General features: G+C 66.9%; 22 protein-coding genes. 13 read left to right on the top strand and 9 right to left on the bottom strand.

All coding sequences use genetic code 11. From position 1 onward, the window contains the following. Positions 1-32 precede the first annotated feature (32 nt). The 3 genes from H7F30_RS14045 to H7F30_RS14055 form a co-directional block, all read right to left on the bottom strand. A complete protein-coding gene (locus H7F30_RS14045) occupies positions 33-797 on the bottom strand; it encodes an NAD-dependent deacylase (protein ID WP_187035828.1) in 765 nt (254 codons plus the stop codon). 65 nt (positions 798-862) lie between these two features. Beyond that, positions 863-2,140 (bottom strand): TerB family tellurite resistance protein, encoded by a 1,278-nt coding sequence (locus H7F30_RS14050; RefSeq protein WP_187035829.1) that lies wholly within the window; start codon positions 2,138-2,140, stop codon positions 863-865. 80 nt (positions 2,141-2,220) lie between these two features. Next, positions 2,221-2,583 (bottom strand): zinc ribbon domain-containing protein YjdM, encoded by a 363-nt coding sequence (locus H7F30_RS14055; RefSeq protein ID WP_187035831.1) that lies wholly within the window; start codon positions 2,581-2,583, stop codon positions 2,221-2,223. Positions 2,584-2,842: 259 nt separating this feature from the next. Here H7F30_RS14055 and H7F30_RS14060 point away from each other — a divergent pair, with 259 nt between their 5' ends. The 4 genes from H7F30_RS14060 to H7F30_RS14075 all read left to right on the top strand — a co-directional run bounded on the left by H7F30_RS14060 (position 2,843) and on the right by H7F30_RS14075 (position 5,016). Next, positions 2,843-3,328 carry a hypothetical protein gene (locus H7F30_RS14060; RefSeq protein WP_187035833.1) on the top strand — a complete coding sequence of 162 codons (486 nt, stop codon included), beginning with the start codon at positions 2,843-2,845 and terminating at the stop codon, positions 3,326-3,328. Continuing rightward, the gene (locus H7F30_RS14065; protein WP_187035835.1) at positions 3,273-3,743 is read left to right on the top strand and encodes a hypothetical protein; all 471 of its coding nucleotides are present in this window, start codon (positions 3,273-3,275) and stop codon (positions 3,741-3,743) included. The genes H7F30_RS14060 and H7F30_RS14065 overlap by 56 nt, the downstream gene beginning before the upstream one ends. Positions 3,744-4,029: 286 nt before the next feature. Next, the gene (locus tag H7F30_RS14070; RefSeq protein ID WP_187035837.1) at positions 4,030-4,554 is read left to right on the top strand and encodes a hypothetical protein; all 525 of its coding nucleotides are present in this window, start codon (positions 4,030-4,032) and stop codon (positions 4,552-4,554) included. Between the two features lie 48 nt (positions 4,555-4,602). Further along, positions 4,603-5,016, top strand: coding sequence for a hypothetical protein (locus H7F30_RS14075; protein ID WP_187035839.1), 414 nt, complete (start codon positions 4,603-4,605; stop codon positions 5,014-5,016). A 300-nt stretch (positions 5,017-5,316) separates the two neighbouring features. Here H7F30_RS14075 and H7F30_RS14080 read toward each other — a convergent pair. From H7F30_RS14080 to ychF, 3 genes are all read right to left on the bottom strand, one after another. Beyond that, positions 5,317-6,473 (bottom strand): IS3 family transposase gene (locus tag H7F30_RS14080; protein WP_187035841.1). Its coding sequence is split into 2 segments (ribosomal slippage): positions 5,317-6,206 and positions 6,206-6,473, totalling 1,158 coding nucleotides; the frame shifts between segments, so codons are not numbered across the junction. Between the two features lie 61 nt (positions 6,474-6,534). After that, positions 6,535-6,684, bottom strand: a complete 150-nt coding sequence (locus tag H7F30_RS14085) for a hypothetical protein (RefSeq protein WP_187035843.1) — start codon at positions 6,682-6,684, stop codon at positions 6,535-6,537. Positions 6,685-7,212: 528 nt separating this feature from the next. Continuing rightward, on the bottom strand, positions 7,213-8,286 hold the full coding sequence (gene ychF / locus H7F30_RS14090; protein WP_187035844.1) for a redox-regulated ATPase YchF: 1,074 nt from the start codon (positions 8,284-8,286) through the stop codon (positions 7,213-7,215). A gap of 76 nt (positions 8,287-8,362) precedes the next feature. Here ychF and H7F30_RS14095 point away from each other — a divergent pair, with 76 nt between their 5' ends. Next, positions 8,363-9,337: a DUF389 domain-containing protein gene (locus H7F30_RS14095; RefSeq protein ID WP_187035846.1), complete on the top strand. Its 975-nt coding sequence runs from the start codon at positions 8,363-8,365 to the stop codon at positions 9,335-9,337. A gap of 64 nt (positions 9,338-9,401) precedes the next feature. After that, positions 9,402-10,574 (top strand): DNA recombination protein RmuC, encoded by a 1,173-nt coding sequence (locus H7F30_RS14100; protein WP_187035848.1) that lies wholly within the window; start codon positions 9,402-9,404, stop codon positions 10,572-10,574. Positions 10,575-10,609: 35 nt separating this feature from the next. Here H7F30_RS14100 and H7F30_RS14105 read toward each other — a convergent pair whose 3' ends face one another. Beyond that, positions 10,610-12,619, bottom strand: coding sequence for an acyltransferase family protein (locus H7F30_RS14105; RefSeq protein WP_187035850.1), 2,010 nt, complete (start codon positions 12,617-12,619; stop codon positions 10,610-10,612). Between the two features lie 170 nt (positions 12,620-12,789). Next, the gene (locus H7F30_RS14110) at positions 12,790-13,800 is read right to left on the bottom strand and encodes a 4-hydroxy-3-methylbut-2-enyl diphosphate reductase (protein ID WP_118912214.1); all 1,011 of its coding nucleotides are present in this window, start codon (positions 13,798-13,800) and stop codon (positions 12,790-12,792) included. A 55-nt stretch (positions 13,801-13,855) separates the two neighbouring features. On the opposite strand from H7F30_RS14110, the gene xseA reads away from it, so the two are divergent. Together xseA and H7F30_RS14120 are read left to right on the top strand one after the other, a co-directional pair. Then, on the top strand, positions 13,856-15,169 hold the full coding sequence (gene xseA, locus H7F30_RS14115; RefSeq protein WP_187035852.1) for an exodeoxyribonuclease VII large subunit: 1,314 nt from the start codon (positions 13,856-13,858) through the stop codon (positions 15,167-15,169). Continuing rightward, positions 15,166-15,468, top strand: a complete 303-nt coding sequence (locus H7F30_RS14120) for an exodeoxyribonuclease VII small subunit (protein ID WP_187035855.1) — start codon at positions 15,166-15,168, stop codon at positions 15,466-15,468. The genes xseA and H7F30_RS14120 overlap by 4 nt, the downstream gene beginning before the upstream one ends. Before the next feature lie 63 nt (positions 15,469-15,531). On the opposite strand, the gene H7F30_RS14125 is transcribed toward H7F30_RS14120, so the two are convergent. Continuing rightward, the gene (locus H7F30_RS14125; protein WP_129664330.1) at positions 15,532-16,125 is read right to left on the bottom strand and encodes a DUF4245 family protein; all 594 of its coding nucleotides are present in this window, start codon (positions 16,123-16,125) and stop codon (positions 15,532-15,534) included. A gap of 116 nt (positions 16,126-16,241) precedes the next feature. Between H7F30_RS14125 and glpX the strand changes: the two genes are divergently transcribed. The 5 genes from glpX (at position 16,242) to H7F30_RS14150 (ending at position 23,375) form a co-directional block, all read left to right on the top strand. After that, positions 16,242-17,246 (top strand): class II fructose-bisphosphatase, encoded by a 1,005-nt coding sequence (gene glpX, locus H7F30_RS14130; protein WP_187035857.1) that lies wholly within the window; start codon positions 16,242-16,244, stop codon positions 17,244-17,246. Positions 17,247-17,302: 56 nt separating this feature from the next. Next, positions 17,303-18,241, top strand: a complete 939-nt coding sequence (locus H7F30_RS14135) for a carbohydrate kinase (protein WP_187035859.1) — start codon at positions 17,303-17,305, stop codon at positions 18,239-18,241. 85 nt (positions 18,242-18,326) lie between these two features. Next, the gene (locus tag H7F30_RS14140; protein WP_187035860.1) at positions 18,327-19,763 is read left to right on the top strand and encodes an aminotransferase class V-fold PLP-dependent enzyme; all 1,437 of its coding nucleotides are present in this window, start codon (positions 18,327-18,329) and stop codon (positions 19,761-19,763) included. After that, complete coding sequence (locus H7F30_RS14145; RefSeq protein ID WP_187035862.1) at positions 19,760-21,037, top strand: lysine N(6)-hydroxylase/L-ornithine N(5)-oxygenase family protein; 1,278 nt, start codon at positions 19,760-19,762, stop codon at positions 21,035-21,037. The genes H7F30_RS14140 and H7F30_RS14145 overlap by 4 nt, the downstream gene beginning before the upstream one ends. Next, entirely contained in the window at positions 21,030-23,375 is a 2,346-nt protein-coding gene (locus H7F30_RS14150) for a GNAT family N-acetyltransferase (RefSeq protein ID WP_187035864.1), read from the top strand. Before H7F30_RS14145 ends, H7F30_RS14150 begins: the two co-directional genes overlap by 8 nt. Positions 23,376-23,471 lie beyond the last annotated feature (96 nt).

A 23,471-nucleotide genomic window follows, 5' to 3' on the forward strand; every position in this document is an offset into this window, starting at 1 on the left:
CACGCCGACGGATCGTGTGGGGTTTTGATCGATTATGCCGTGTTCTCACGAAGAGCCGTGAGCAGCGCGGGTAGGGCTTCACCCGCTGGGACGCGCCATGTGGCGGTGGCGATGTCGCTGAGGTCGGTCTCCTCAGGGTTGATCTCGACGACAGGAACACCGCGGTGGTGCGCCATGATCGGCAGGCCGGCTGCGGGGTAGACGATCCCGGAGGTGCCGATGACGAGGACGAGGTCGGCGGAGAGCGTCGCGGCCTCGGCTCGTTCCAGAGCATCCTGCGGGAGTGCTTCGCCGAACCAGACGATGCCGGGCCGCACGAGGCCGCCGCAGTGGACGCAGACGGGCGGGTCGAGGCGCTCGACTGGTTCGGTGAGCGGTTCGCCGACGGCGTCGGCGTCCTGCCCGCAGCGGGAGCAGCGCAACGCGAAGATGCTGCCGTGCAGGTGGGCGAGCACGTCGCTGCCCGCGCGTTCGTGCAGGTCGTCGACGTTCTGGGTGACGACCCACAGGTGAGCATCGCCGGCCTCGCTCCACTCGGCGAGCGCCCGGTGCCCAGCGTTGGGCTGGGCGCGGGTCATGAGCGTCATGCGCCAGCGATACCAGGCCCAGACGCGGGCCGGGTCTGCCTGCCACGCCTCCGGAGTTGCCAGGGATGCGGGATCCTGGTTCGCCCACAGCCCGGTCTGTGCATCGCGAAAGGTGGCGAGACCGCTCTCGGCGCTCATTCCGGCACCGGTGAGGACGGTGACGCCCTTGGCCGTGCGGGCGAGTTCGAGAACTTCCTCGGGAACGCGCATGCGCCCACCCTAGTAAGTCGTGCGCTCAACTCTGAATCGCCGCAAGCCCAGCGACACCGCCGGCCTCATTCGTCGGACGGCGTCTCGCGCTCACCCTTTCGCTTCGAGAACCGCCCCGCCATGCGTCCTCCGAGCGCGCGCACCGCCGTGAAGTCTCGGCCCGAGGTTGCCTCACGGTGTGTGGGCGACTCGACACGGCACGCCTCGGCAAGGCGGTCGAGGACAGCGAGCTCGTCCTTGCCGGTTTTTCCGTCAGTTCCCGCCACCAACACCGCGCACTCGTACAGAGGTTGGAGGTCGCCGTCCAAAGCCTCGAACTTGGCCAACACTTCCGCCTCGTCGGCATCGATGGTTTCGCGCAGCTGCACGAGAGCCACACTCCCGGGATTGCGATCCGAGATGGATGACGTGACGTGGTGGAGAAGGAGCTTCTCTTCCTCCGCCACCTTCCCGTCAGCCTGAATGACGAGCCAGGTCGCCCACAACAGTTCCTCATGATGCGGCGTCTTGGCCATCATCCTTCCGACGATTTCCGTGATCTGGGCCTGCGTTCGGAAGAACGAGCGCGCATAGTCGCCGGCTGACTTCGTCGTCCAGTAATTGATCGCGGTGGAAAGGGGAACCGTCACGCCGGGAATTGAGAACTTGATGATGTTGCGCTGCAGAAGGTGTTTGCCTACGACCGGCAGGCTCTTCACTGCCGTCAGCGTGGAGCCGCTGAAGATCTTCTTGATGACCGGGCGGAGCACGACGGGGACGCCCTTCGACACGGCGCCGCGACCGGCCTCTCCCGACTTGATGAGAAGTGCGATTCTGATGATTTTCCAGAGGTCTTCGGAATCGTTGACGTCGATCGGCACTCCGTAGAGCACTGCGATGTCGTGCGCGAGACGAAGCTGGAGACGCGTCGTGTAAGCCAGATCGACGACGAAGCTGCCTACGGCAGCAGGGGCCGTCAGAGGACTCGCACCGCCCAGTGAACCGATCGTGGCGGCGACGGCACCGGTGTACGCAGCAGCTGAGAGACCACCCTCGATGCCCGCATATTTAGCCGCGAGCTTGATGCGAGCATCGACGATCGCGTCTGCGGGGAGGTGCGGGTATTTCTCGCGAAACCATTCCGCCGTCACTTGCTCGGAGTATTGAGCCAGCGAGACCTTCAGAAGGCGCGCGAACCAATCGCCGCTCTTGATGTCATCCATCGACAAACCGCCGACGAAGTCGCGAATCTCATCGACCTGCTTGAGCACGACGGATTTGTCGGCAGCGTCGGGAGCTTCGGCCCCATCAAGTTCCGCGAGGTCGACGTCGTCCAGGTTGAGATCGTCGTCCGAGTTCGTCATGTGATCCTCCGAGTCTTCCGCCGTCTCCGACCGGAGGAGGCAGGCCCAGACTAATCTGCATCACCTCCGAGAAAGCGTGGTTACGAGACCTTCTTCACGACGCTCGACTTGAGATGCATGCGCCCGAAGCCGGGCACCTGCGCGTCGATGTCGTGCCCGTCGGGACCGAAGGGGTCGAGCCGGATGCTGCGCACCTTCGTACCCGCTTTGAGCGTGCCGCCACCGGCTCCCTTGAGCTTCAGGTCCTTGGCGATCGTCACTGCGTCACCGTCGACGAGAACGTTGCCGACAGCATCCCGGATGACAGGCGCGTCAGCGGCATCGCCACCGGTATCTTCCGGTGACCACTCGTGCCCGCACATGGGGCACACGAGCAGGGAGCCCTGCTCGTAGGTGTACGGCTCGGAACGCTCAGGGCACGGGGGAAGCGTCTCGTCACTCACGGGAAAACTCTCGCATGCCGGAGGTCACGGCACCCGCGAGTCGCCAGCCCGACCTACTGACCGCCGGCGCCTCGGCGTTGCCCGACGAACCTGGTGCGGCTGGCCAGCACACCTGCCACGAGCTGAACCACAAGGAGTAGGCCGAGGACAGCCAGCGGCACAGACCACTCCCCCGTCGCAGCGTGCACGGCGCCGATGCCGGCCGACGTGCGTGGCCGCTTTCACCGCCCGCAGGGCTTCGGTGTCGAGGCGCTCCAGGGTGGCTTCACCGTGGAACCGTCAGGCCAACACCGCTGTGAAACTCACCGCCGAGCTGCTCGACATCGCGGTCGGCTCCGAGGAGAAGCCGGTGCGCGAATCCGGCATCTTCGTCGGCGGGCACGGCGACTGGGAAGGCACGGCCGACGGCGGAACGATCGACGTCACGACGCTGCGCACCGGTGAGGTGCACACTGACGGCGGCATCATGCCGGGTACGCCGGATCTCATTTCGGGCGGCGTCTTCGTCATCACAGGCGCGAACGTGGAGAAGGTCGATTCGGTCGGCCGGGTCACGACGTACGGCCAGAACGACATGGTGCTCGACAACTGGGGCAACGTCGGTACGTGGACGGCGAGCGAGCAGGTTGCGTCGCACGGCCCGAGCGGCATCGCGTTTCGTCAACTTCGGCGACATCGACGTGCTCGACGTGCAGGCCCCGATCCTGACGACGGGCAAGGGTGCGCGCGGGTTCAACCTGTATGACGGCTCGCTCAACGAGGCGCGCTTCGCGAGCATCGCGACGACGGGTGACGGCTCGATCGGCATCCAGGTGAGCAAGCCGCTGCCGAAGCTGTCGGTGGCGGGCGACGTCACGACGACCGGCGGCGAGGGCCTCAGCCTCGTCAAGGGCGTTCAGGTGACCCTGCAGGCCGTCGCGCTGAGCGTCAAGGAGACCGGCGTCGTCGACGAGTTGAACATCGGTGGTCGTCTCGCGACGAGCGGCTCGAACGTCACGACGCTCGAGGTCGACGGCACGGTCGGCAGCTTCGCCGCTGACGGCGGTATCGAGGCCGAGGGTGATGGCTCCGACGCCGCACGCGTCTCCGACAAGGGTCAGATCGACCTCGACGGCGTCACCCTGACGTCGAAGCACGGCCAGGACGTGGTGCGCGGCTGACCCCGACCGTCACGGCAAACGCCCGAGGTTGGGAGTTTTTCACCAAATGCACTCGGCATCGGCTGAAAAACTCCCAACCTCGGGCGTTCTCGTGTGCCTGGCGGAGACGCGGCGGTTGACCGCCGGGCGACTCACTCGTCACACGTTGAAGCGGAACTCGCCGGCATTGCATCACCACTAGGCATCTCGCGCAGCCCCACCCTCACTGCTCTCCGTTTACACTCGGACCACTGTCCCGCTATAGTGGGACTACACTGCAAGGCCAACATTAGAAGCGGAGTTGAAGATGAGTAAGTGGATTCCCATCCTGGTTCGGACCGACTACGTGCAGAACGTGATGGACCTCCTCGCCAGCCTGGAACAAGATTTTCCAGACTCCATCAAGCCAGGCAAACAGGTGACGATCACGCCTGAAACGACAGCAGTAGGTTCCCCGGCATTGTCCGATATTGACCCACTTGAGTCGGACGAGCTCACCTGGTCAGTGGAGGATCTGAAACGGCTTGCCGCAGGATCCACCGTGACCACTCGACGCTGGACACTTGCAATGGACGCCTGCGCAGAGCATCCAGGAGAGTACTTCTCCACTTCTGAGATCGCAGAAATGACTGGAATGAGCATCGCCGAATGGCGTGATGCCCCCCGGAAAATCACACGTCACCTGAAGACTCACTACGAGGCAATTCCCCTCAACGCGGACGGAAATCAAGCCTGGCCGCTCCGCGCGCGCACTCGTCCGGAACATCCAGATGAAGTCTCCTGGATGATGACACCCGCAACAGCCGAACGCTGGAAGCAAGCTCGCGCTTGAAAAGCCCCAGAGGCAACCACCGCCTCATTCACTCGAAGAAGAAATACGATGAAATACACGTCACTGGATCACGTGCTGACCGCCAAAGGCATTCCGCATGAGAACTGGCCGCTCATCCGCAGCATCACCGAATACATCGGGATTCTCGACTGCGAACTCACATCGAGCTACATCAAGGCAAGGCGTCTTGACGTAGGCCCAGACCTGCACATCTATTACGGCTACACAAGTGGTTTCGTCTCCGAACAGGAGGCGGCGAATGCAGCGGGCGATTTCGACCGATGGCAGTCCACAGCTCGCAGTGGGCTATGGGGCGTCACGCACCCTGACAACAAGATCCGAGAGGGAGGGACCAGCAGTCGGGCGCGGCATGAGCCAGCGGTATGCCCCAACTGCTACCTGACTGTGCCGTCGAATGGTGTTTGCGACACATGCGGCTGGGATCAGTCAGACCAGGCGTAGGCACCCCTGGTCGACGGACGATCACACGTTGAAACTAAATTCCACCGCGTTCCGGTGATTTCGGAACCTTTGGTGCTAAGGCTGTCCCTTTGCCGCCATATGACCTGGAACCAAGCTATCACCCGGGACGACATGGCAGAGTCGCGAGGGTGCCAGCGGGCGCTCCACTGGACGGCATGGCTACACGACGCCAGCTACCGAGACGGAAGGTTCGGCCTACCGCCAACGCTGGGGACTGCTGCACGATTAGGTGACAGTTTGACGTGACCCCCATCGTGGTTTCCACCGTGAGTGGCTAAGTCAGGCGGATTTTTGGGTGCGGGTTGATGCTAGCTCGTACTGGATGGGGCTGACGTAGCCGAGTGCTGAGTGGCGGCGCTGTCGGTTGTAGAACACCTCGATGTACTCGAACATCGCGGTCGACAACTCGACCCGTGTTTTCCATCGCCGCCGGTTAAGCAATTCGATCTGCATCGAGGACCAAAACGACTCCATCATCGCGTTGTCGTACCCGTCACCGACCGTGCCGAACGATGGCAGCAGGCCCGCGCTGCGAATCTTCTCCCCGAACACCCAGGACGTGAATTGGGCGCCGTGGTCAGCGTGCACGATCCCTCCGGGCTTGGGTTTTCGGTTGCGGATGGCCATGTCGAGCGCGTTCACGACCAGCGTCGCGTCCTGGCGCGAATCGATGGCCCAGCCCACGATGCGCCGACTGTAGGCATCCAGGACCGCGGCGCAGTAGACCTTGCCTTCTTTCGTGGGGTGCTCCGTAATGTCCGTGACCCACAGCTCGTTGGGCGCCAGCCTGTGGAACTTGCGGTTCACGAGGTCATCAGCCGTGGCCACCCCGCGAAGCCGAGCGATGCGTTTGGGGCCTGGTAGGCCGCGGATCCCGGCGTTCGTCATGAGGACGCTGATCAGGCGGCTGCTGCACGTCAGGCCCATGCCGAGGGTGAGTTCGGCGTGCACACGGCGGTAGCCGTAGGTGCCTCGCGAAGCGATGTGGACTTCGTTGATGAGGCCGGTGAGCCACTCACGGCGCAGTTGGGTGGCGCTGGTCGGGCGGCGCTTGTAGCGGTAGTAGCCCTGGCGGGAGACGCCCAGCACGCGGCAGCAGGTGTTGACGGGGAACCCGGTGTCGGCGAGGACATCGATCACCGGGTGGATCCTTTTGGGTGCGGCGCCGTAGCGGGGTCGAGGAACTGGGCGGCCTTCTTGATGATGGCGAGTTCGGTTTCAAGTTCGCGGATGCGCCGACGGGCTGCTTTGAGTTCTGCCGATTCGACGGTGGCTGTGCCTGGGCGTCGGCCGTGATCGATGTCGTCTTGGCGGATCCACTTGTGCAGCGTGACGGGGTGGATGTCGAGTTCGTAGGCGACCTGCGTCACTGGCCGCCCGGAACGGGCCAGGGCGATAGCTTGCTGGCGGAACTGGACGGGGTAAGCGCGAGGCATGCTCGTGAGCCTTCCACTCAGGCCTTCGTGTAGCCAGATTTTGTGGAAACCAGGGTGGGGGTCACGTCATTGTGGAAACCAGGGTGGGGGTCACGTCAGCGCGGGGCAGGACTTGCTCCCGGCGGTACAAGTCGAGGTAGGTCGAGTCGATGTCCCTCTCATAGAACGTGCGCTCAAAGCGCTCCACCCGGTCCTGCTCCATGGTCTTCATACCTCGAAGCTATCGATGACCTATGACAGACTCCCCAAACTGCTCCATGCGGCGCATCCTGAGGAGTCACTGAAGCCGGTGCGACCTGACCACTATGGCATCCAGCCGCGGTCACGGCTCGCTCCCGCCGTCGAGAGCGTCTCGAACATTCGCCCGCAACCACTGGTGGCCCGATGTCCATCTGAGGCCTCCGCCGTTTGCGTTCTGAAGGATGGCCAGCCTGCCGAAGAAGTCCGATCTCCCGGGCAACCACCTTTTGAGTCAAGGCGATTTTCGAGTCAGCGCTCGTGCCGAGCAATCGCCCGCCGAACAACTCGAACTTGCCCCCGGAACAGGCCATCCGAGGCCGCCTGCCTGCTCCGCTCACACAGCCAAAGGAAGGGAGTCGGCCCCTGCGGGAGCTCCGCAGAGGCCGAGCAAAGTCCCAGGTCAGCGGGACAAACGCTGAGCAACTGATGGTCGATCGGAACTCGTCCGTCGAGCCCCACCGGAAGCCGAGAGGATAAAACCCCTGGTCAAAGTCGCTTTTTAGACATTGAATCTGAATTCAACCACGTCGCCGTCGGCCATGACGTAGTCCTTGCCCTCCATGCGGGCCTTACCCTTGGCACGGGCTTCGGCAACGGAACCGCACTCGACGAGATCCTCGAACGAAATGATCTCCGCCTTGATGAAGCCCTTCTGGAAATCGGTGTGAATGACGCCGGCGGCCTGCGGCGCGGTCCAACCCTTGTGGATCGTCCAGGCACGCGTCTCCTTCGGCCCGGCCGTCAGGTACGTCTGCAGCCCGAGCGTGTTGAAGCCCTTGTGCGCCAACTGCTCCAGGCCCGGCTCGGTGATGCCGACCGACTCGAGCAGTTCCTTCGCCTCGTCCTCGTCCAGGTCGGCCACCTCGGACTCGAGCTGCGCGTTCAAGAAGATCGCCTCCGCCGGCGCGACGAGCGCCTGCATCTCGGCCTGGAACGCCTCATCCGTCAGCTGCGACTCGTCGACGTTGAACACATAGATGAACGGCTTCGCGGTCAGCAGCCCGAGCTCGCGGATCTCGCTCGTGTCGAAACCGACCGAGCTGAGCGTCTTGCCCTCCTCGAGCACCTTCTGCGCGGCCAGGGCAGCCTCGTAGACCGACTTCTCGGTCTTCTTGCCCTTGACCTCCTTCTCCAGACGCGGCACCGCCTTCTCCAGCGTCTGCAGGTCGGCGAGGATCAGCTCGGTGTTGATCGTCTCCAGATCCGAACTCGGCGAGACCTTGCCGTCGACGTGGTGCACGTCGTCATCGACGAACGCACGCACGACCTGGCAGATCGCGTCGGCCTCACGGATGTTCGCGAGGAACTTGTTACCGAGGCCCTCACCCTCCGAGGCCCCCTTGACGATGCCCGCGATGTCGACGAACGACACCGTCGCCGGCAGGATCGCCTGCGAGCGGAAGATGCCCGCGAGCACCTTGAGGCGCGGGTCCGGCAACGGGACGACGCCGACGTTCGGCTCTATCGTTGCGAACGGGTAGTTGGCTGCGAGGACGTTGTTCTTCGTCAGTGCGTTGAACATCGTCGACTTGCCGACGTTGGGGAGACCGACGATTCCGATGGTGAGTGCCACGATCGACGATTCTACCGACCGACCATCGGTCGACCTATTCGCCGAGCGTACCCTGCGGCCGCCGTATCGTGAGCGCATGCTGATGCACCTGCGCCTCACCGTGCCGAGCGCACTGTCGTCGCAGGTTCGCACCCGCCTCGTCGACGACGAGGCCGTCACCAACGTCACTGTCTCCCCCGGTGCGGTACTCAAGCCCGAAGGCGACCTCATCGAGGCCGACGTCGCCCGCGAGGGCGTCAGTTTCGTCATCGACGACCTCACCGACATGGGTCTCGGCGACTCCGGCGGCATCGTCCTCAGCGAGCCCCTCGCCACCCCGTTCCAGCGCGCCTCATCGGTGGAGCGTGCGGCCCACGGCGACCCCGACGACGCCGTCATCTGGCGCCTCCTCGTCGAGCGGGCGAAGGGCGCAAGCCACATCACCGTCAACTACCTGGCGTTCCTCGTCATCGCCACGGCTCTCGCCTCGATCGCAGTTCTCACCGACTCGTCGGTGCTCGTCGTCGGAGCGATGGTCGTGGGCCCCGAGTTCGCCGCGGTCGCAGCCACCTGCGTCGGCCTCGCGATGCGCGAGTGGCACCTCGCCGGCCGCTCGTTCGCGCTTCTCGTCTGGACCTTCTGCGCCGCCATCGCCGTCATCACGGCGCTCGCGTGGGTCGGCCTCCACGTCGGGCTCTTCGACGCCGACATGGTGACGCGCGAGCGACCGCAGACGAACTTCATCTGGCGGCCGGACAAGTGGTCGTTCATCGTCGCTCTTCTCGCGGGCGCGGCCGGGGTGCTCGCCATGGCCATCGACAAGTCGAGTGCCATGGTCGGCGTCTTCATCAGCGTGACGACGGTGCCCGCCGCCGGCAACGTGGCGCTCGGCCTCGCGATCTGGGACTGGCAGGAGATCCGCGGCTCGCTGGCACAACTCGGCCTCAACATCGCAGGCATGCTCATTGCCGGCGTCGTGACGCTCGTGGTCGAGCGCCTCGTGTGGCGCCAGCTCGGCGAGGACAGCCGATTCACCCTGACGCAGCGGCACTTCAACCGCGCACACCGCTGACGCGCGGGGCCACCGAAATCCCCGTCGTTCCGCGGTTGTCGGTGGCCCATGCCATCGTGAGGGTATGTCTCCGCTTCTCGCCGTCGCCCTGTTCGCCCTCGGGCTGACGCTCGGCGCCATCGTCGCCTGGCGCCTCACCGCGCTGGTCACCGCGGGGCGCGCACGCGACGACCTCGCCGCCGTCAGTGCCGAGCGTGACGTGCTGCGCGAACGCGTCGTCGACCTCGAAGCCACCGTGAGCGACGACGCCCAGACGGCCGCCGCGCTGCTGCCGCTGCGCGACACCCTGGCCCGTGTCGAACACCAGGTGGCAACGCTCGAACGTGACCGCGTGGAGCAGTACAGCCACGTCGACGTCGCGCTCAAGGACGTGCGAGCCAGCACGGAGCTGTTGCGGCGCGAGACGTCGTCGCTCGCCGGCTCGCTCAACGCTTCGAACGTGCGCGGGCAGTGGGGCGAGGCGCAGTTGCGCCGCATCCTCGAACTCGCCGGCATGCTCAACCGTTGCGACTTCGACGAGCAGTGGCGCGGACACAACGACGAAGGCCGCCCCGTGCGCCCGGACGTCGTCGTCCACCTGCCCGGCAACCGCCAGCTCGTCATCGACGCCAAGGCACCCATGAGCGCGTTCCTCGAGGCGCAGGCCACGGACACCGACGACGCCCTGCGCGCCGCAGCCCTCAAACGCCACGGCAAGGCCCTCGCGGCGCATGTCGACACTCTCGCGTCGAAGCGCTACTGGAGTGCCGTGGCCACGTCCCCCGACTTCGTCATCGCCTTCGTACCGGGTGACGCCATACTCGCCGCTGCGCTCAACGCCTCGCCCGGCCTGCTCGAGAGCGCCATGGAGCGGCGCGTCGTCCTCGCCTCCCCGAGCACCCTGCTCGCCACGATGCGCAGCGTCGCCGTGCTGTGGCAGCACGCCACCGTCGAGGACAACGCCCGCGAACTCCTCACGCTCGGTCGCGAACTCCACGAGCGCATCGGCACCCTCGCCAAGCACACCCACGACCTCGGCGGCTCACTGCGCCGCAGCGTCGAGGCCTACAACCTCTTCGTCGGTTCCCTCGAATCCCGCGTCCTCGTGACGTCGCGCCGCATGCACGAGCTCGACCTCGCCACCGCACCGGCGCCCGAGGTCACCCCCCTCACCTCGGTGCCGCGTCCGCTCACCCACGAATCGCTCCTCGAGGCGATCTACGACGACCCCGAGGACGACGAACGCCGCCGAGCCTGAGGCCGGGCGGCGAACGACGAGACGAGAACAGCCGACTACGTGGCTGCGGCCGCCTTCGGCTTGTCGGCGTACACCGTCGACACGTCGAGCGGGTCGCCACCCTTCGGGTACGCCACCGCGAGCGCCCGAGAAATGCCCCGCGCCTTGGCTGACGACCCCGTGCCGTTGTTGTGGTTAGCATCATCCTGGAGGAACCACTCGGGGTGCGGCAGGGCTTCCGACGCCCAGTCGTAGACGCGCAGGTTCGGGTAGCGCTTCGTGGCCGCCACGATCTTCTCGTTGAACGCCGCCATGTTCTTGTTGGCGTACAGCGGGTTGTTCACCCAGGCCTGCGTCACCGACGTCACCCACAGCACCTTGGCGTTCTTCGGTATCTGCTTGAGCAGCGCATCGACGCGCATGTCGGCCGTGAACGGCGACTCGCCCTTCGCCATCGTCGCGGCATCGTTCATGCCGAGCGCGATGACCCAGCAGCCGTCGAAGCCTTCGCGCACGTGCTGGGCCACGGCCTCCTTGCCGTTCGTGTCGCTACCGAAGTGCTCGATGATGTTGCGGCCGCCCTTGATGTCCTCGAGCACCGTCGTCACCCCAACGCCCTGGTAGCGCGCGCGGATGCGTTTGGCCGGATCGGTGATGTTGGTCGAGGCACCGTCCTCGAGCCCGAGCGACGACGAGTCACCGATGTGCACAACCTTCTCGCAGGACGTCTTGAGCGGCTTCCCCGGTTGCGGGTAGGCAACGGCAGGAGCCGCAGCGGCCTTCTTCGCCGCCTTCTTCTGCGAGTCCGCATTCTGCTTCGCCGCGATCTCCTTGACCGACATCTGCGGCAGGTTGCCGACCGCCGCCATCGCGCCGACGGAGAGCGCCGTCAGAGCAGCACCACCGACGATGAACGGCGGCAGCACACGTCGGCTCGCACCTGCACGCATCGGCGCTGTGCCGCGCTTCCACGCCCCGACGAGCCCGTAACGACGGATCGGGTCCTCGACCACGACCCAGGACAGCGACGCGATGACAAGCGTCAACATGACGACGATCGTGCCTCGCAGGAGGGTGTTGCCGTAGAACGAACGCTCGGGCAGAAACGCCGCAACCGGCATGTGCCACAGGTAGATGCCGTACGTACGCTCACCGAGCCAGCGCAACGGCTGCACCGACAGCACCTTCGCGATGACGTTGTTCGGGTGTGCCGCGGCGAAGAGCACCATGCACGTCGCGATCGTGAGCAGCGCGATGCCACCGCGGTAGATGAAGGGGGACGTCTCCGTCGTGAACGCCGCGAGCAGGCCGATGCCGACGAGACCTAGGGCGCCGATGAGGGCCACGCCCGCGCGATGAGCAGCACTCGCGAAACGCTCGGCGACGCTCGGGTGCCACAGGAAGGCCAGGGCAGCACCCCACAGGAGCCCGCCGGCACGGGTGTCCGTGCCCTCGTAGGCCCGTGTGGCGTCGGCGTTGCCCGTCGGCGCGACGACGGCGAGCAGGATCATCGAGACGAGCCCGAGCGCGAACGTCACACCGGCGACCTGCTTGAAACGCCCCTTGAACACCGTGAGGAGACCGAGCAGGAGCAACGGCCACAGGACGTAGAACTGCTCTTCCACCGACAGCGACCACAGGTGCTCCAGCGGCGAAGGCCCCTCGAAGCGGTTGAAGTAGGTGTCGCCCTCGAGGATCGTGCGCCAGTTCGCCACATAGAAGAGAGCCGCGAGCGCCTCGCTCGTTCGCTCACCGAGTTTGTCGGGCGTGAGTAACGCAACCGCGATCATGACGACGACGAGCAGGAGCACGACGGCCGGCAGAAGTCGGCGGGCACGACGGATCCAGAACGTCTTCAGCCCCAGGCTGCCCTTGCGCTGCCACGAACTGATGAGCAGCGACGTGATGAGGTACCCGCTGAGGGTGAAGAACACACCCACGCCCAGCAGGCCACCACTCATGTGTGGCACACCCACGTGGTAGGCGATGACGAGGGCGACGGCAATGGCACGCAGGCCGTCCAACCCCGGGTAATAAGCAGCGCGCGCGTCTGTGGGCCGTGGCACCGGCGTCCTCACTTCAAAAATCGACTCACCACGGTGGAGTTCCCCGCCCACCGCGTGGTCCGACCATAAGAAAGGACTCTTAATGCCCCCTGAAATTCCGGGGCATTCCGGTCACGATTTGACAACGCTCACCCGCGGGGGTGAGCCACAAATCGCCTTACGCCGCGAGGTCAGTGAAGGTCTGCGACGAAACCCTGACCGACGACCTTGGCACCGTCCGGAAGACCGCGCGCCTTGAGGTCGCGACGCAGTTCCATCGGCAGCGCGAACGTCAGCGATTCCTCGGCCGAGATGATCGGCTTGACGTCCTCGTAACCGCGCTCGGCGAGGAACTCGAGAACCTCGCGCACGAGGATCTCGGGAACCGAGGCTCCGGAGGTGACGCCGACCGTGCCGACGCCGTCAAGCCACGCCGGGTCGATCTCGGCGGCGTAGTCGACGAGGTGACCGTCCTTGGCACCGTGCTCGAGCGCCACCTCGACGAGACGCACCGAGTTCGACGAGTTACGCGAGCCGACGACGATCATGAGGTCGGTGTCCGCCGCCATCTCCTTGACCGCGAGCTGACGGTTCTGCGTGGCGTAGCAGATGTCGTCGCTCGGCGGATCCTGCAGTTTCGGGAACTTCTCGCGCAGACGGCGCACCGTCTCCATCGTCTCGTCCACGGAAAGCGTGGTCTGCGACAGCCACACCACGCGCTCCGGGTCGCGAACCTCGACGTTCTTCACGTCGTCGGGGCCGTCGACGAGGGTGATGTGCTCGGGCGCCTCGCCGGAAGTACCGATGACCTCTTCGTGCCCCTCGTGCCCGATGAGGAGGATGTCGTAATCGGCATCCGCAAACCGGATGGCCTCGCGGTGCACCTTCGTCACGAGCGGGCACGTGGCATCGATCGTCTTGAGTGACAGCGCCTTGGCCTCGTCGTGAACGACGGGGGCCACACCGTGCGCCGAGAAGACGACGGTGGCGCCCTCGGGCACCTCGTCGGTCTCGTCGACGAAGATCGCGCCGCGACGTTCGAGCGTCGTCACGACGTGCTTGTTGTGGACGATCTCCTTACGGACGTACACCGGCGGGCCGTAGAGGTCGAGAGCCTTCTCGACGGTGATCACGGCACGGTCGACGCCCGCGCAGTACCCGCGCGGGGCGGCCAGCAGGACACGCTTCGTCTGAGTTTCCACAACCCCATGGTAACGACCCGCGCTGTGTGCCGCCTTGACGCCTACAGTGGGCGGGGTGACGAACGTTCCCCCACACCTTCCTCAGCTGGCGGGTGACACGAGCGCCGAATCGCCGTGGCCCGTGCGCGTGCTGAGCATGAAGATCGCCGAGTACGTCGATCGCATGTCGCCGCTGTGGGTCGAGGGCCAGATCGTCCAGCTCAACGTGCGCGCCCGCACCGCCTACCTCACCCTGCGTGATGCCGACGTCGACATGTCCCTGTCGCTCACCGTCCCGACGAACACGCTCAACGCGATGGGGCCGCTCGTGCGCGAGGGGGCGCGAGTCGTCGTCCACGCGAAACCGACGTTCTGGACGAAACGTGGCCAACTCATGCTCGAGGGTCGCGTCATGCGTCCCGTCGGCGAGGGCGAACTGCTGCTCCGTCTCGAGCAACTCAAGCGAACGCTCGCGGCCGAAGGCATCTTCGACCGCGACCGCAAGAAGGCCCTTCCGTTCCTCCCCCGCCGCATCGGGCTGGTCACCGGCCGAGCGGGTGCCGCAGAGAACGACGTCGTCGAGAACGCTCGCAGACGATGGCCCGCAGCACGCTTCGAGATTCGGCAGGTCGCCGTCCAGGGCCCCGACACGGTGCAGCAGGTCGGCGGTGCCATCCGCGAACTCGACGAGATCGACGACGTCGACGTGATCGTCGTCGCGCGCGGCGGCGGCTCCTTCGAAGACCTCCTGCCGTTCAGCAACGAAGCACTCGTGCGCGTCGTCGCCGCAGCCCGCACGCCGATCGTCAGTGCCATCGGCCACGACGTCGACACGCCCTTGCTCGACCACGTGGCCGACCTGCGCGCGTCGACGCCCACGGACGCGGGCAAGAGCATCGTGCCGGACCTGGCCCTCGAGAGCTCGTCGGTGCGTGAGGCGCGGGTGCGCCTCAGCCAGGGGCTGCGCGGGCGCTTCGCCGCCGAACGGCGCCACCTCAACGCCCTCGTTTCCCGGCCGGCGTTGGCCGACCCGAGTTCGCTCGTCGCCGACCGACGTGACGACCTCGACCGCATGACGAACCGCAGCGCCTACGCCCTGCGCCAACGCCTCTCGCGCGCCCACGACCAAGTCGCTCACGCCCGTGCGCAGGTCGTCGCGCTCTCACCGCAACGCACGCTCGATCGTGGGTACGCCGTCGTCCAGCAGGTCGACGGCACCCTCGTGACCTCGCGTGAGAGCGTCAGCGCCGACGACCTGCTCAAGGTGACGGTGGCCGACGGCAACTTCGCCGCCACCCCGGTGTCGGCACCCCCGACGCGAGACTCGAAGGCGCCCACGCCGAAGAAGAAGACGAACGCCGCCCGAAAGACACGAGGAGACGACGCATGAGCGACGACACACAGAACGCAGGCGAAGCGACCGGCACCAACGCCTCGACACTCACGGCCGTCGACACCAGCGACATCGCCCAGATGGGCTACGAGCAGGCGCGCGACGAACTCGCGTCCATCGTGTCCACGCTGGAGAGTGGCCGCACCCCACTCGAGGAGAGCATGCGCCTGTGGGAACGCGGCGAGGCTCTCGCCGATCACTGCTCGACGTGGCTCGACGGTGCACAGTCACGCATCGAGGACGCCGTGGCGCGGCGCGAGGGCCGCGACGGTGAGGGTGACGCCGAGCGGAAGTGAGCTGACCGGCCGGGCGTCGGAGTTCCGAGATTCAGCTCGACCGACGACGGCCGAGCCGCAACGTCACTTCGTGACGGCGCTGATGGGCTTGGCCGACTTCGCGACCTGCTCGAGCTGATTCCACGTGCCCTTGCCGGTGACGACGGTGTCGAGGCCCGCCAGCGGCGTCGTGCGCACGAGCGCCTTCTGGTCGCCGTCCATCTCGACCTTGCGCCACGTGGCACCTCCAGCCTTGAGCTCACCGGAGTTCGTGCCCTTGGCGACCTTCGCGAACCACGCCGCGCCACCGTCCTTGCGCTGCTGGATCGAGAGGTAGTCCTCGCCCGCACCCTGGTATCCGGCGCGCCAACGCTCCGGGTTCTCCTTGTCGCCGGGGATCATCGCCGCGTGAACGGGACGCCAGGGCGAACCGAGGCCGTCGGCAACAGCGACGTCCCACTTCTTCGACTGCGAGACCTGCCCGGCCACGCCTGCCGCGTCGACCGTGGCGAGTTTCGTCGCACCCTGGCGAGGAATCAGGGCCAAAAGCACCAAACACCCCGCGATACAGGCGATCATGGACAGGACCATGCTCTTGGCATTGCCCTGCATCCCACGCCGCTTCGGCGGCTGGGGTGTCGGGTTGTCGTTCGTGGCGGTTTCGGGGGGCGTGCTCACGCCCCTATGGTCTCCGACAATGCCCCGTCGGAGCGAACCGGGTCCGTCCGAGCGCTCACGGCGGTGCGATGCCGAGCCGTTCGACGCCGTCGTTCCAACCCCGAGGAGACATCGACGTGACCACGTCCCTGCCGACCTATCAGATCCCCGACCGCAACCTCGCGCTCGAACTCGTGCGCGTCACGGAGGCCGCCGCGATGGCCGCCGGCCCGTGGGTGGGCCGCGGCGACAAGAACGCAGCCGACGGTGCCGCCGTCGAGGCCATGCGCACGCTCATCTCGACGGTGAGCATGAACGGCACCGTCGTCATCGGTGAGGGCGAGAAAGACGAGGCGCCGATGCTGTTCAACGGCGAGCGCGTCGGGGACGGTACGGGCCCGGACGTCGACGTCGCCGTCGACCCGATCGACGGCACCACGCTCACTGCCAAGGGCATGCCGAACGCCGTCTCCGTGCTCGCTGTGAGCGAGCGTGGCTCCATGTACGACCCGAGCGCCGTGTTCTACATGGACAAGCTCGCCACCGGCCCCGAGGCTGCGGACGTCGTCGACATCCGCCTGCCTGTCGCCGAGAACATCCGGCGCATCGCGAAGGCCAAGGGCACCTCGAACAACGGCGTCACCGTCGTCCTGCTCGACCGCCCGCGCCACGAGGGCCTCGCCCAGGAGATCCGTGACGCCGGCGCCCGCATCAAGTTCATCTCCGACGGTGACGTCGCCGGCGCCATCATGGCCGCACGCCCGAACACCGGCGTCGACCTGCTCCTGGGCACCGGCGGCACCCCCGAGGGCATCATCGCCGCCTGCGCGATCAAGTGCATCGGCGGCGTCATCCAGGGCCGTCTCGCCCCGAAGGACGACGAGGAGAAGCAGCGCGCTCTCGACGCCGGCCACGACACCAACCGCGTCCTCACGACGCACGACCTCGTGCGCGGCGACAACTGCTTCTTCGTCGCCACCGGCGTCACCGACGGCGAACTGCTGCGCGGCGTGCGCTACCGCGAGGACGGCTGCACGACCAGCTCCCTCGTCATGCGCAGCAAGAGCGGTACCGTACGAGCCATCGAGGGCGAACACCGCCTGAGCAAGGTGGCCGAGTACGCCTCCGAGCAGTACCAGTAAGCACGACCCGTCCCCCGCGCCCCTCGTGGGGGGTTCACGCCCCCACGAGGAGCCGCATGTCCCAGCCGAACACCCGCACCACGCTCGTCATCGGCGAGGCACTCATCGACGTCGTCCACGCACTCGACGGTGACGTGACCGAGCACGTCGGCGGCAGCCCGCTCAACGTCGCCGTGGGCCTCGCTCGGCTGGGGCACACCGCCGTGCTTGCCACGCACCTGGGCAACGACGCACGTGGCGAGCGCATCCGTGACCTGCTCACGGACGAGGGCGTCGACGTCACGATGTCGAGCTTCGACCTCGAGTCGACCTCGACGGCCCAGGCCACGCTCGGCGAGGACGGTGCCGCCGAGTACGAGTTCGCCATCGAGTGGCCTCCCGTCACCGGCATTCCGCACGACGCCGAACACCTCCACACCGGCTCGATCGGCGCCTCTGTCGACCCGGGGGCCGCTTCCGTTCTCGACGCGCTCAAGGCTGCGCGCAGCGCCGCGACGACGTCGTTCGACCCGAACGTGCGGCCCTCCCTCATGAAGTCCCCCGAGGACGAGCGGGTTCGCGTCGAGGAGTTCCTCCACCACATCGACGTCGTGAAGTCGTCCGACGAGGACGCCCAGTGGATCTACCCGAACCGTAGCTTGCGCGAGATCGCGCACGGCTGGGCCGAACTCGGCCCGCGACTCGTCGTCATCACGCGCGGTGGCGACGGTGCCTTCGTCGTCGTGGGCGACGGCGAGGAGCTCGAGTTCACGGGCCACTCCGTCGAGGTCACCGATACGGTCGGCGCCGGCGACTCCTTCATGTCCGGTCTCATCTCCGGCCTCCTCGACGCCGGTCTGCTGGGTGGCGCGGAAGCCCGTAGCCGCCTCGAGATGGCGCAGGCCGACGACGTGCGCCCCGCCCTCGAGCGCGCCCTCCTCACCTCGGCCACGACGGTGACGCGCGCCGGTTCGAACCCACCTCACCGCCACGAGGTCGTCGCCGACGAGGCGTGAGACTTCTCACCCCGCGCCTCCCACGGATGCATTCCACCCTTTGGTTTAGTTAGGTTCGCCTTACCTAACTAATTCAGGAGGTGCCGTGCGTCCCAACGCACTCTTCAGCGGCAAGAGCTTGCCCGAGTACGAGCAGGCGATCAGCGAAGCAGGGGCCGTCGTCGCCGACGCCGTGGCCTCGGCGAACCACCCGGCCACACCACGGCCACCGGCTCACCTGCGCTCCGTCGTCCGCCAGGTCGACCTCGATCGCCCCCTCGGTGAGCTGAGTTCGGCACTGGAGGAATCACGCGACCTCTTCCTCGAGCACGCGGTGTGGTTCCACGACGCCCGCTACCAAGCCCACCTCAACTGCCCCGTCGCCACGGCCGCCATCGCGGCCGACGTCATCGCCTCGAGCGTCAACACGTCGGTGGACACGTGGGATCAGAGCCTCGCTGCCACCCACATCGAGACGCATCTGCTCGAGTGGCTGGCCGGCCGACTCGGACTCGGCGATCTCGCCGACGGCGTCTTCACGAGCGGCGGCACGGCGTCGAACCTCCAGGCGCTCCTGCTCGCTCGGGAATACTCCACCGCCGACGGCACTCCCCTCGACGCGCTACGCATCCTCACCTCACCCGAGGCCCACTTCAGCGTGACGAAGGCCGCCCGAACCCTCGGCCTCGCAGCCGACGCCGTCGTCCACTGCCCCACCGACGAGCGCGGCCGCCTGCGCCCCGACGGCGTGGAGAGCGCCATCGACGACGCCGAGAAAGCCGGCCTCACGGTCATGGCCGTCTCTGCCACTGCGGGGACGACCGACCGCGGGGCCGTCGACCCGCTCGCCGCGCTGGCACAGATCACGCACGGACGCGGGCTGTGGCTGCACGTCGATGCCGCCGTCGGTGGCGCGCTCGTGACGTCGAGCCGCCACTCCTCGCTGCTCGACGGGATCGGTGGCGCTGATTCGGTCACGGTCGACTTCCACAAGACGTGGTACCAGCCCGTGGCCGCGAGCGCCCTGCTCGTGCGGGACCGCCGCATGTTCGCGCACTCGCGCACGAATGCCGACTACCTCAACCCCGAGCACGCGCGTGTGCCAAACCTCGTCGACAAGAGCCTCGCCACGTCGCGTCGCTTCGATGCGCTCAAGCCGTGGATCACGTTGCGCACCCACGGCGCCGACGCCATCGGATCGTGGCTGGACGCCTCGCTCGACCTCGCGCAGGAGGCCCACACGATCGCGGAGGCAATGCCCGATCTCGAGGTCTTCGAGCGCCCGTCGACCCACATGCTGCTCTTCCGCTTCACGGCCGTCGACCTCGAACAGCGCGACGACGTCAATGACGCCATCCGCGAGACCCTCTTCATGGAGGGCCGCACGGTCATCGCCCGCACCCGCTGGGGCGGTGAGACGTGGCTTAAGCTCACGCTGCTCAACCCGATGGCCGACGCGGCCGATCTGCGCGCGACGTTCGACGACGTCGTGCGCACCGGCCACCTCCTGGCCGGTGACCTGAGTGCGGAGGTGAGCGCATGAGCACGGTTCACGACGTCCTCGCGGTCGGCTGCGGACCGTTCAACCTCGGCCTCGCGGCCCTTGCGGAACCACTTGACCTCGACGTCGCCGTCCTCGAGGCACGCGACGAGTTCTCCTGGCACCCCGGCATGATGCTCGAGGGCGCCACGATCCAGGTTCCGTTCATGGCCGATCTCGTGACGATGGCCGACCCCACGTCGCGCTGGTCGTTCCTCAACTACCTCAAGCACCACGAGCGGCTCTACCCCTTCTACATCCGTGAGTCGTTCTACCCGCTGCGCGCCGAGTACGACGCCTACTGCCGTTGGGTCGCGAGCGAGCTCGAGTCCGTCGAGTTCGGGCACCACGTCGATCGCGTGACCTACGACGAAGGACGCGACGCCTTCGAGGCCCGTTGCACTCTCGCCGACGGCACTCAGGTCACCCGCTACGGAAGGCATCTCGTCCTCGGTGTCGGCACCGCGCCGCACGTGCCGGAATCACTGGCCGACCTCGACGGCGTGATTCACACCGCCGAGTATCTCGACCACCGCGACGAGCTCGCCGAAACAGAACGCGTCACCATCGTCGGCAGTGGCCAGAGTGCCGCGGAGGTCTTCCACGACCTGCTCGTGCGGCGCGGTGAGGACGCTCCCGGCGACCTCACGTGGGTGACACGGTCTCCGCGCTTCTTCCCGATGGAGTACACGAAGCTCACGCTGGAGATGACGTCGCCCGACTACGTCGACCACTTCCACGCGTTGCCCAGCGCTCGTCGTGACGATCTGGGGCGCGATCAGCGCAACCTGTTCAAGGGCATCAGCGGTGACCTCATCGACGCCATCTACGACACGCTCTACGAGGCGTCGCTGCACGGACGTGTGCCGGCCCGGCTCGGCACCGCACAGGAGGTCGTCGCCGCCGAGACGACAGCGGACGGCCAGCTCCTTCAGCTTCGCCACCTCGACACCGACGAGACCTCGACGCTCACGAGCGAGCGCATCGTCGCGGCCACGGGCTACGCCTCCCGTGTTGGCTCCCTCGTCGAGGGCCTGCCGAACGTACAGCTCGACGAGCGGGGTCGCCCCGCCGTCACCCGCGACTTCACGCTCGACGACGGCCGCGGGCGCATCTTCGTCCAGAACGGGGAGGAGCACACCCACTCGCTCACCGCGCCCGACCTCGGCATGGGTGCCCACCGCAACAGCGTCATCCTCAACCGCATCCTCGGAAGGGAGGCATACCGCGTCGAAGAGCGCATCGCGTTCCAGACGTTCGGTCCGCTCCATGACTGACACCCAGACCAGCCCCAACCGCCACGCCGGCAAGAGCGTCCGCGCCCAGGACGTCGACTTCAGGCCACTCGACGTCGAGCGGGACGTCCCGCTCGTGCACAGCTGGCTGACTCACCCGCGCTCGCACTTCTGGGACATGCAGGAGGCCACGCGTGACGACGTTGCTGCCGGTTACCGCCGCACCGCCGAATCCCCGCACGAGGACGCCTGGATCGGAGAGATCGACGGCATGCCGATCGTTCTCGTCGAGACGTACGATCCCGCACACCACCCCCTCTCCGACCCGGCAGTCGGCGCCGATGTGCGTGAGGGTGACCTCGGCATGCACCTGCTCGTCGCCCCGCCGGAGGGTGAAACACGCCGCGGCCTGACGAGCGCCGTCATGGAAGCCGTCGTCGGGTTCTGCTTCTCCCGCGGCGCCGACCGCATCGTCGTCGAACCCGATGTGCGCAACACCGCCGTCCACGCGAAGAACGCCGAAGTCGGGTTCGAGCGCGTGGCCGACGTTCAGCTTCCCGACAAGCGGGCTGCGTTCAGCGTCTGCACCCGCGACGCGTTCACCCGCGCGTGCTCCCCGACGAACCGTGCGTGGGACGAAGCCGAACGCCTCGTCACGGCCAAGGCGATCGGCGAGTTCGCCCACGAGCTGCTCATCACTCCAGAGCCGCTCGAATCCGGCGCCTACGCACTGCGCATCCCCGCGGGTGACGACCGGCAAGCCGTCGACTGGTACTTCCGCGCGCGGCGCTACGCGCTCGAGCACTGGCACGTCGACCCGCGCAGCATCGAACGCCGCACCCTCGACGGGCGCATCGGCCCGGCGAGCGCCACGACGCTCGTCCTCGACCTGCGCGACGCTCTGAGCCTCGACGGAGACCTGCTCACCACCTATCTCGAGGAACTCTCCTCAACCGTCGCTCACCGCGTGCGCACGAGCGACCCGTCGCGTCCGACGAGCGCGGACCTGCTCGATGCCCCCGCACACGACGTCGAGGCGGCCATGGCCGAGGGCCACCCGTGCTTCGTCGCGACGAACGGGCGCATCGGCTTCTCCGCCGACGACCTCGCGGCCTACTCCCCCGAGGCCGGCGCCGACGTGCGGCCGCTGTGGGCTGCCGTACCGAAGGACGTCTCACACCTGTCGCACAGCGATCAGCTCGACGAGGAGCGCGCTTACCGTCTCGCGCTCGGTGACGCGCAGTACGAGCGTCTGCAGGAGCGCATGCGGGAGGTTGGCGTGGAGCCGAGCACCCACCGGGTCATGCCTTTGCACCCGTGGCAGTGGAGCGAGCGGGTCCGGACGACCTTCGCCGAGGACGTGGCGCGTCGGCGCATCGTCCTGCTCGGCGAGGACACGGACAACCACCGCGCCTGCCAGTCGATCCGAACCTGGACGAACGTCGACGACCCGGCCCGTCCCTACGTGAAGACTGCCCTGGCAGTGCGCAACATGGGGTTCGTCCGTGGGCTGTCACCCGCCTACATGCGCGCGACGCCTGCGATCAACGACTACGTCGCGAGCATCGTCCGCCATGACGCCACGCTCGAAGCAGCCGGTTTCGACGTCCTCACCGAGTTCGCCGCCATCGGCTACACCGGCGACGTCTTCCACCGAGAGAACCTCACCGGCCCGCAGACGAAGATGATCGCCGGGCTGTGGCGCGAGTCCGCTGCCTCCCGCACCCCCGAGGGCGAGCAGGCCATGACGATGGCGGCGCTGCTCCACCGCGATCCGCACGGGCGGGCGTTCGTCACCGAACTCGTCGAAGCGTCGGGCCTCGAGGCACGCGAGTGGCTGCGTGGATACCTCGACGCGTACGTCCTGCCGGTCGTGCACATGCTGTCGGCGCGCCGACTGGCGTTCATCCCGCACGGCGAGAACATCATCCTGCGTCTTCGCGATCACCGCGTCGTCGGCGCCTTCCTCAAGGACATCGGCGAGGAGGTCGGCCTCATGGACGACGGCACCTCACCCGAGCGCGTCGAGGCTCTCCCCGCGGAGATCCGCCGCATCGTCGTCGAGGCAAGCAGCGCCGACATCGCGCTCGGGCTCTTCACCGACGTCTTCGACGGATTCCTGCGCTTCCTCGCGCCGATCCTCGTCGAGGACGGGCTGCTCACCGAGGTCGAATTCTGGAACGAGGTGAGCGACGTCGTCGCCACGTACGAGCGTGAGCACCCCGAGTACGCCACGTCGCTGCCGCTGCGAGCGCCGTCGTTCGCCCGCAGCTGCCTCAACCGACTCCAGCTGCGCAACCCGCTCGAGATGGTGAGCCTCGACGACACCGTCGGCTCGCTCATCAAGACAGGAGAGATCGCCAACCCGATCGCCGGCTGATCGCCCCGAGCCACAACCGGGCATGACGAGGGCCGCACCCTCCCCTTCGGGAGGATGCGGCCCTCGTCAGTGGATCAGGCGATCGGCGTTCACCAC

Source organism: Dermacoccus sp. PAMC28757 (assembly GCF_014302635.1).
Classification (GTDB): domain Bacteria; phylum Actinomycetota; class Actinomycetes; order Actinomycetales; family Dermatophilaceae; genus Dermacoccus; species Dermacoccus abyssi.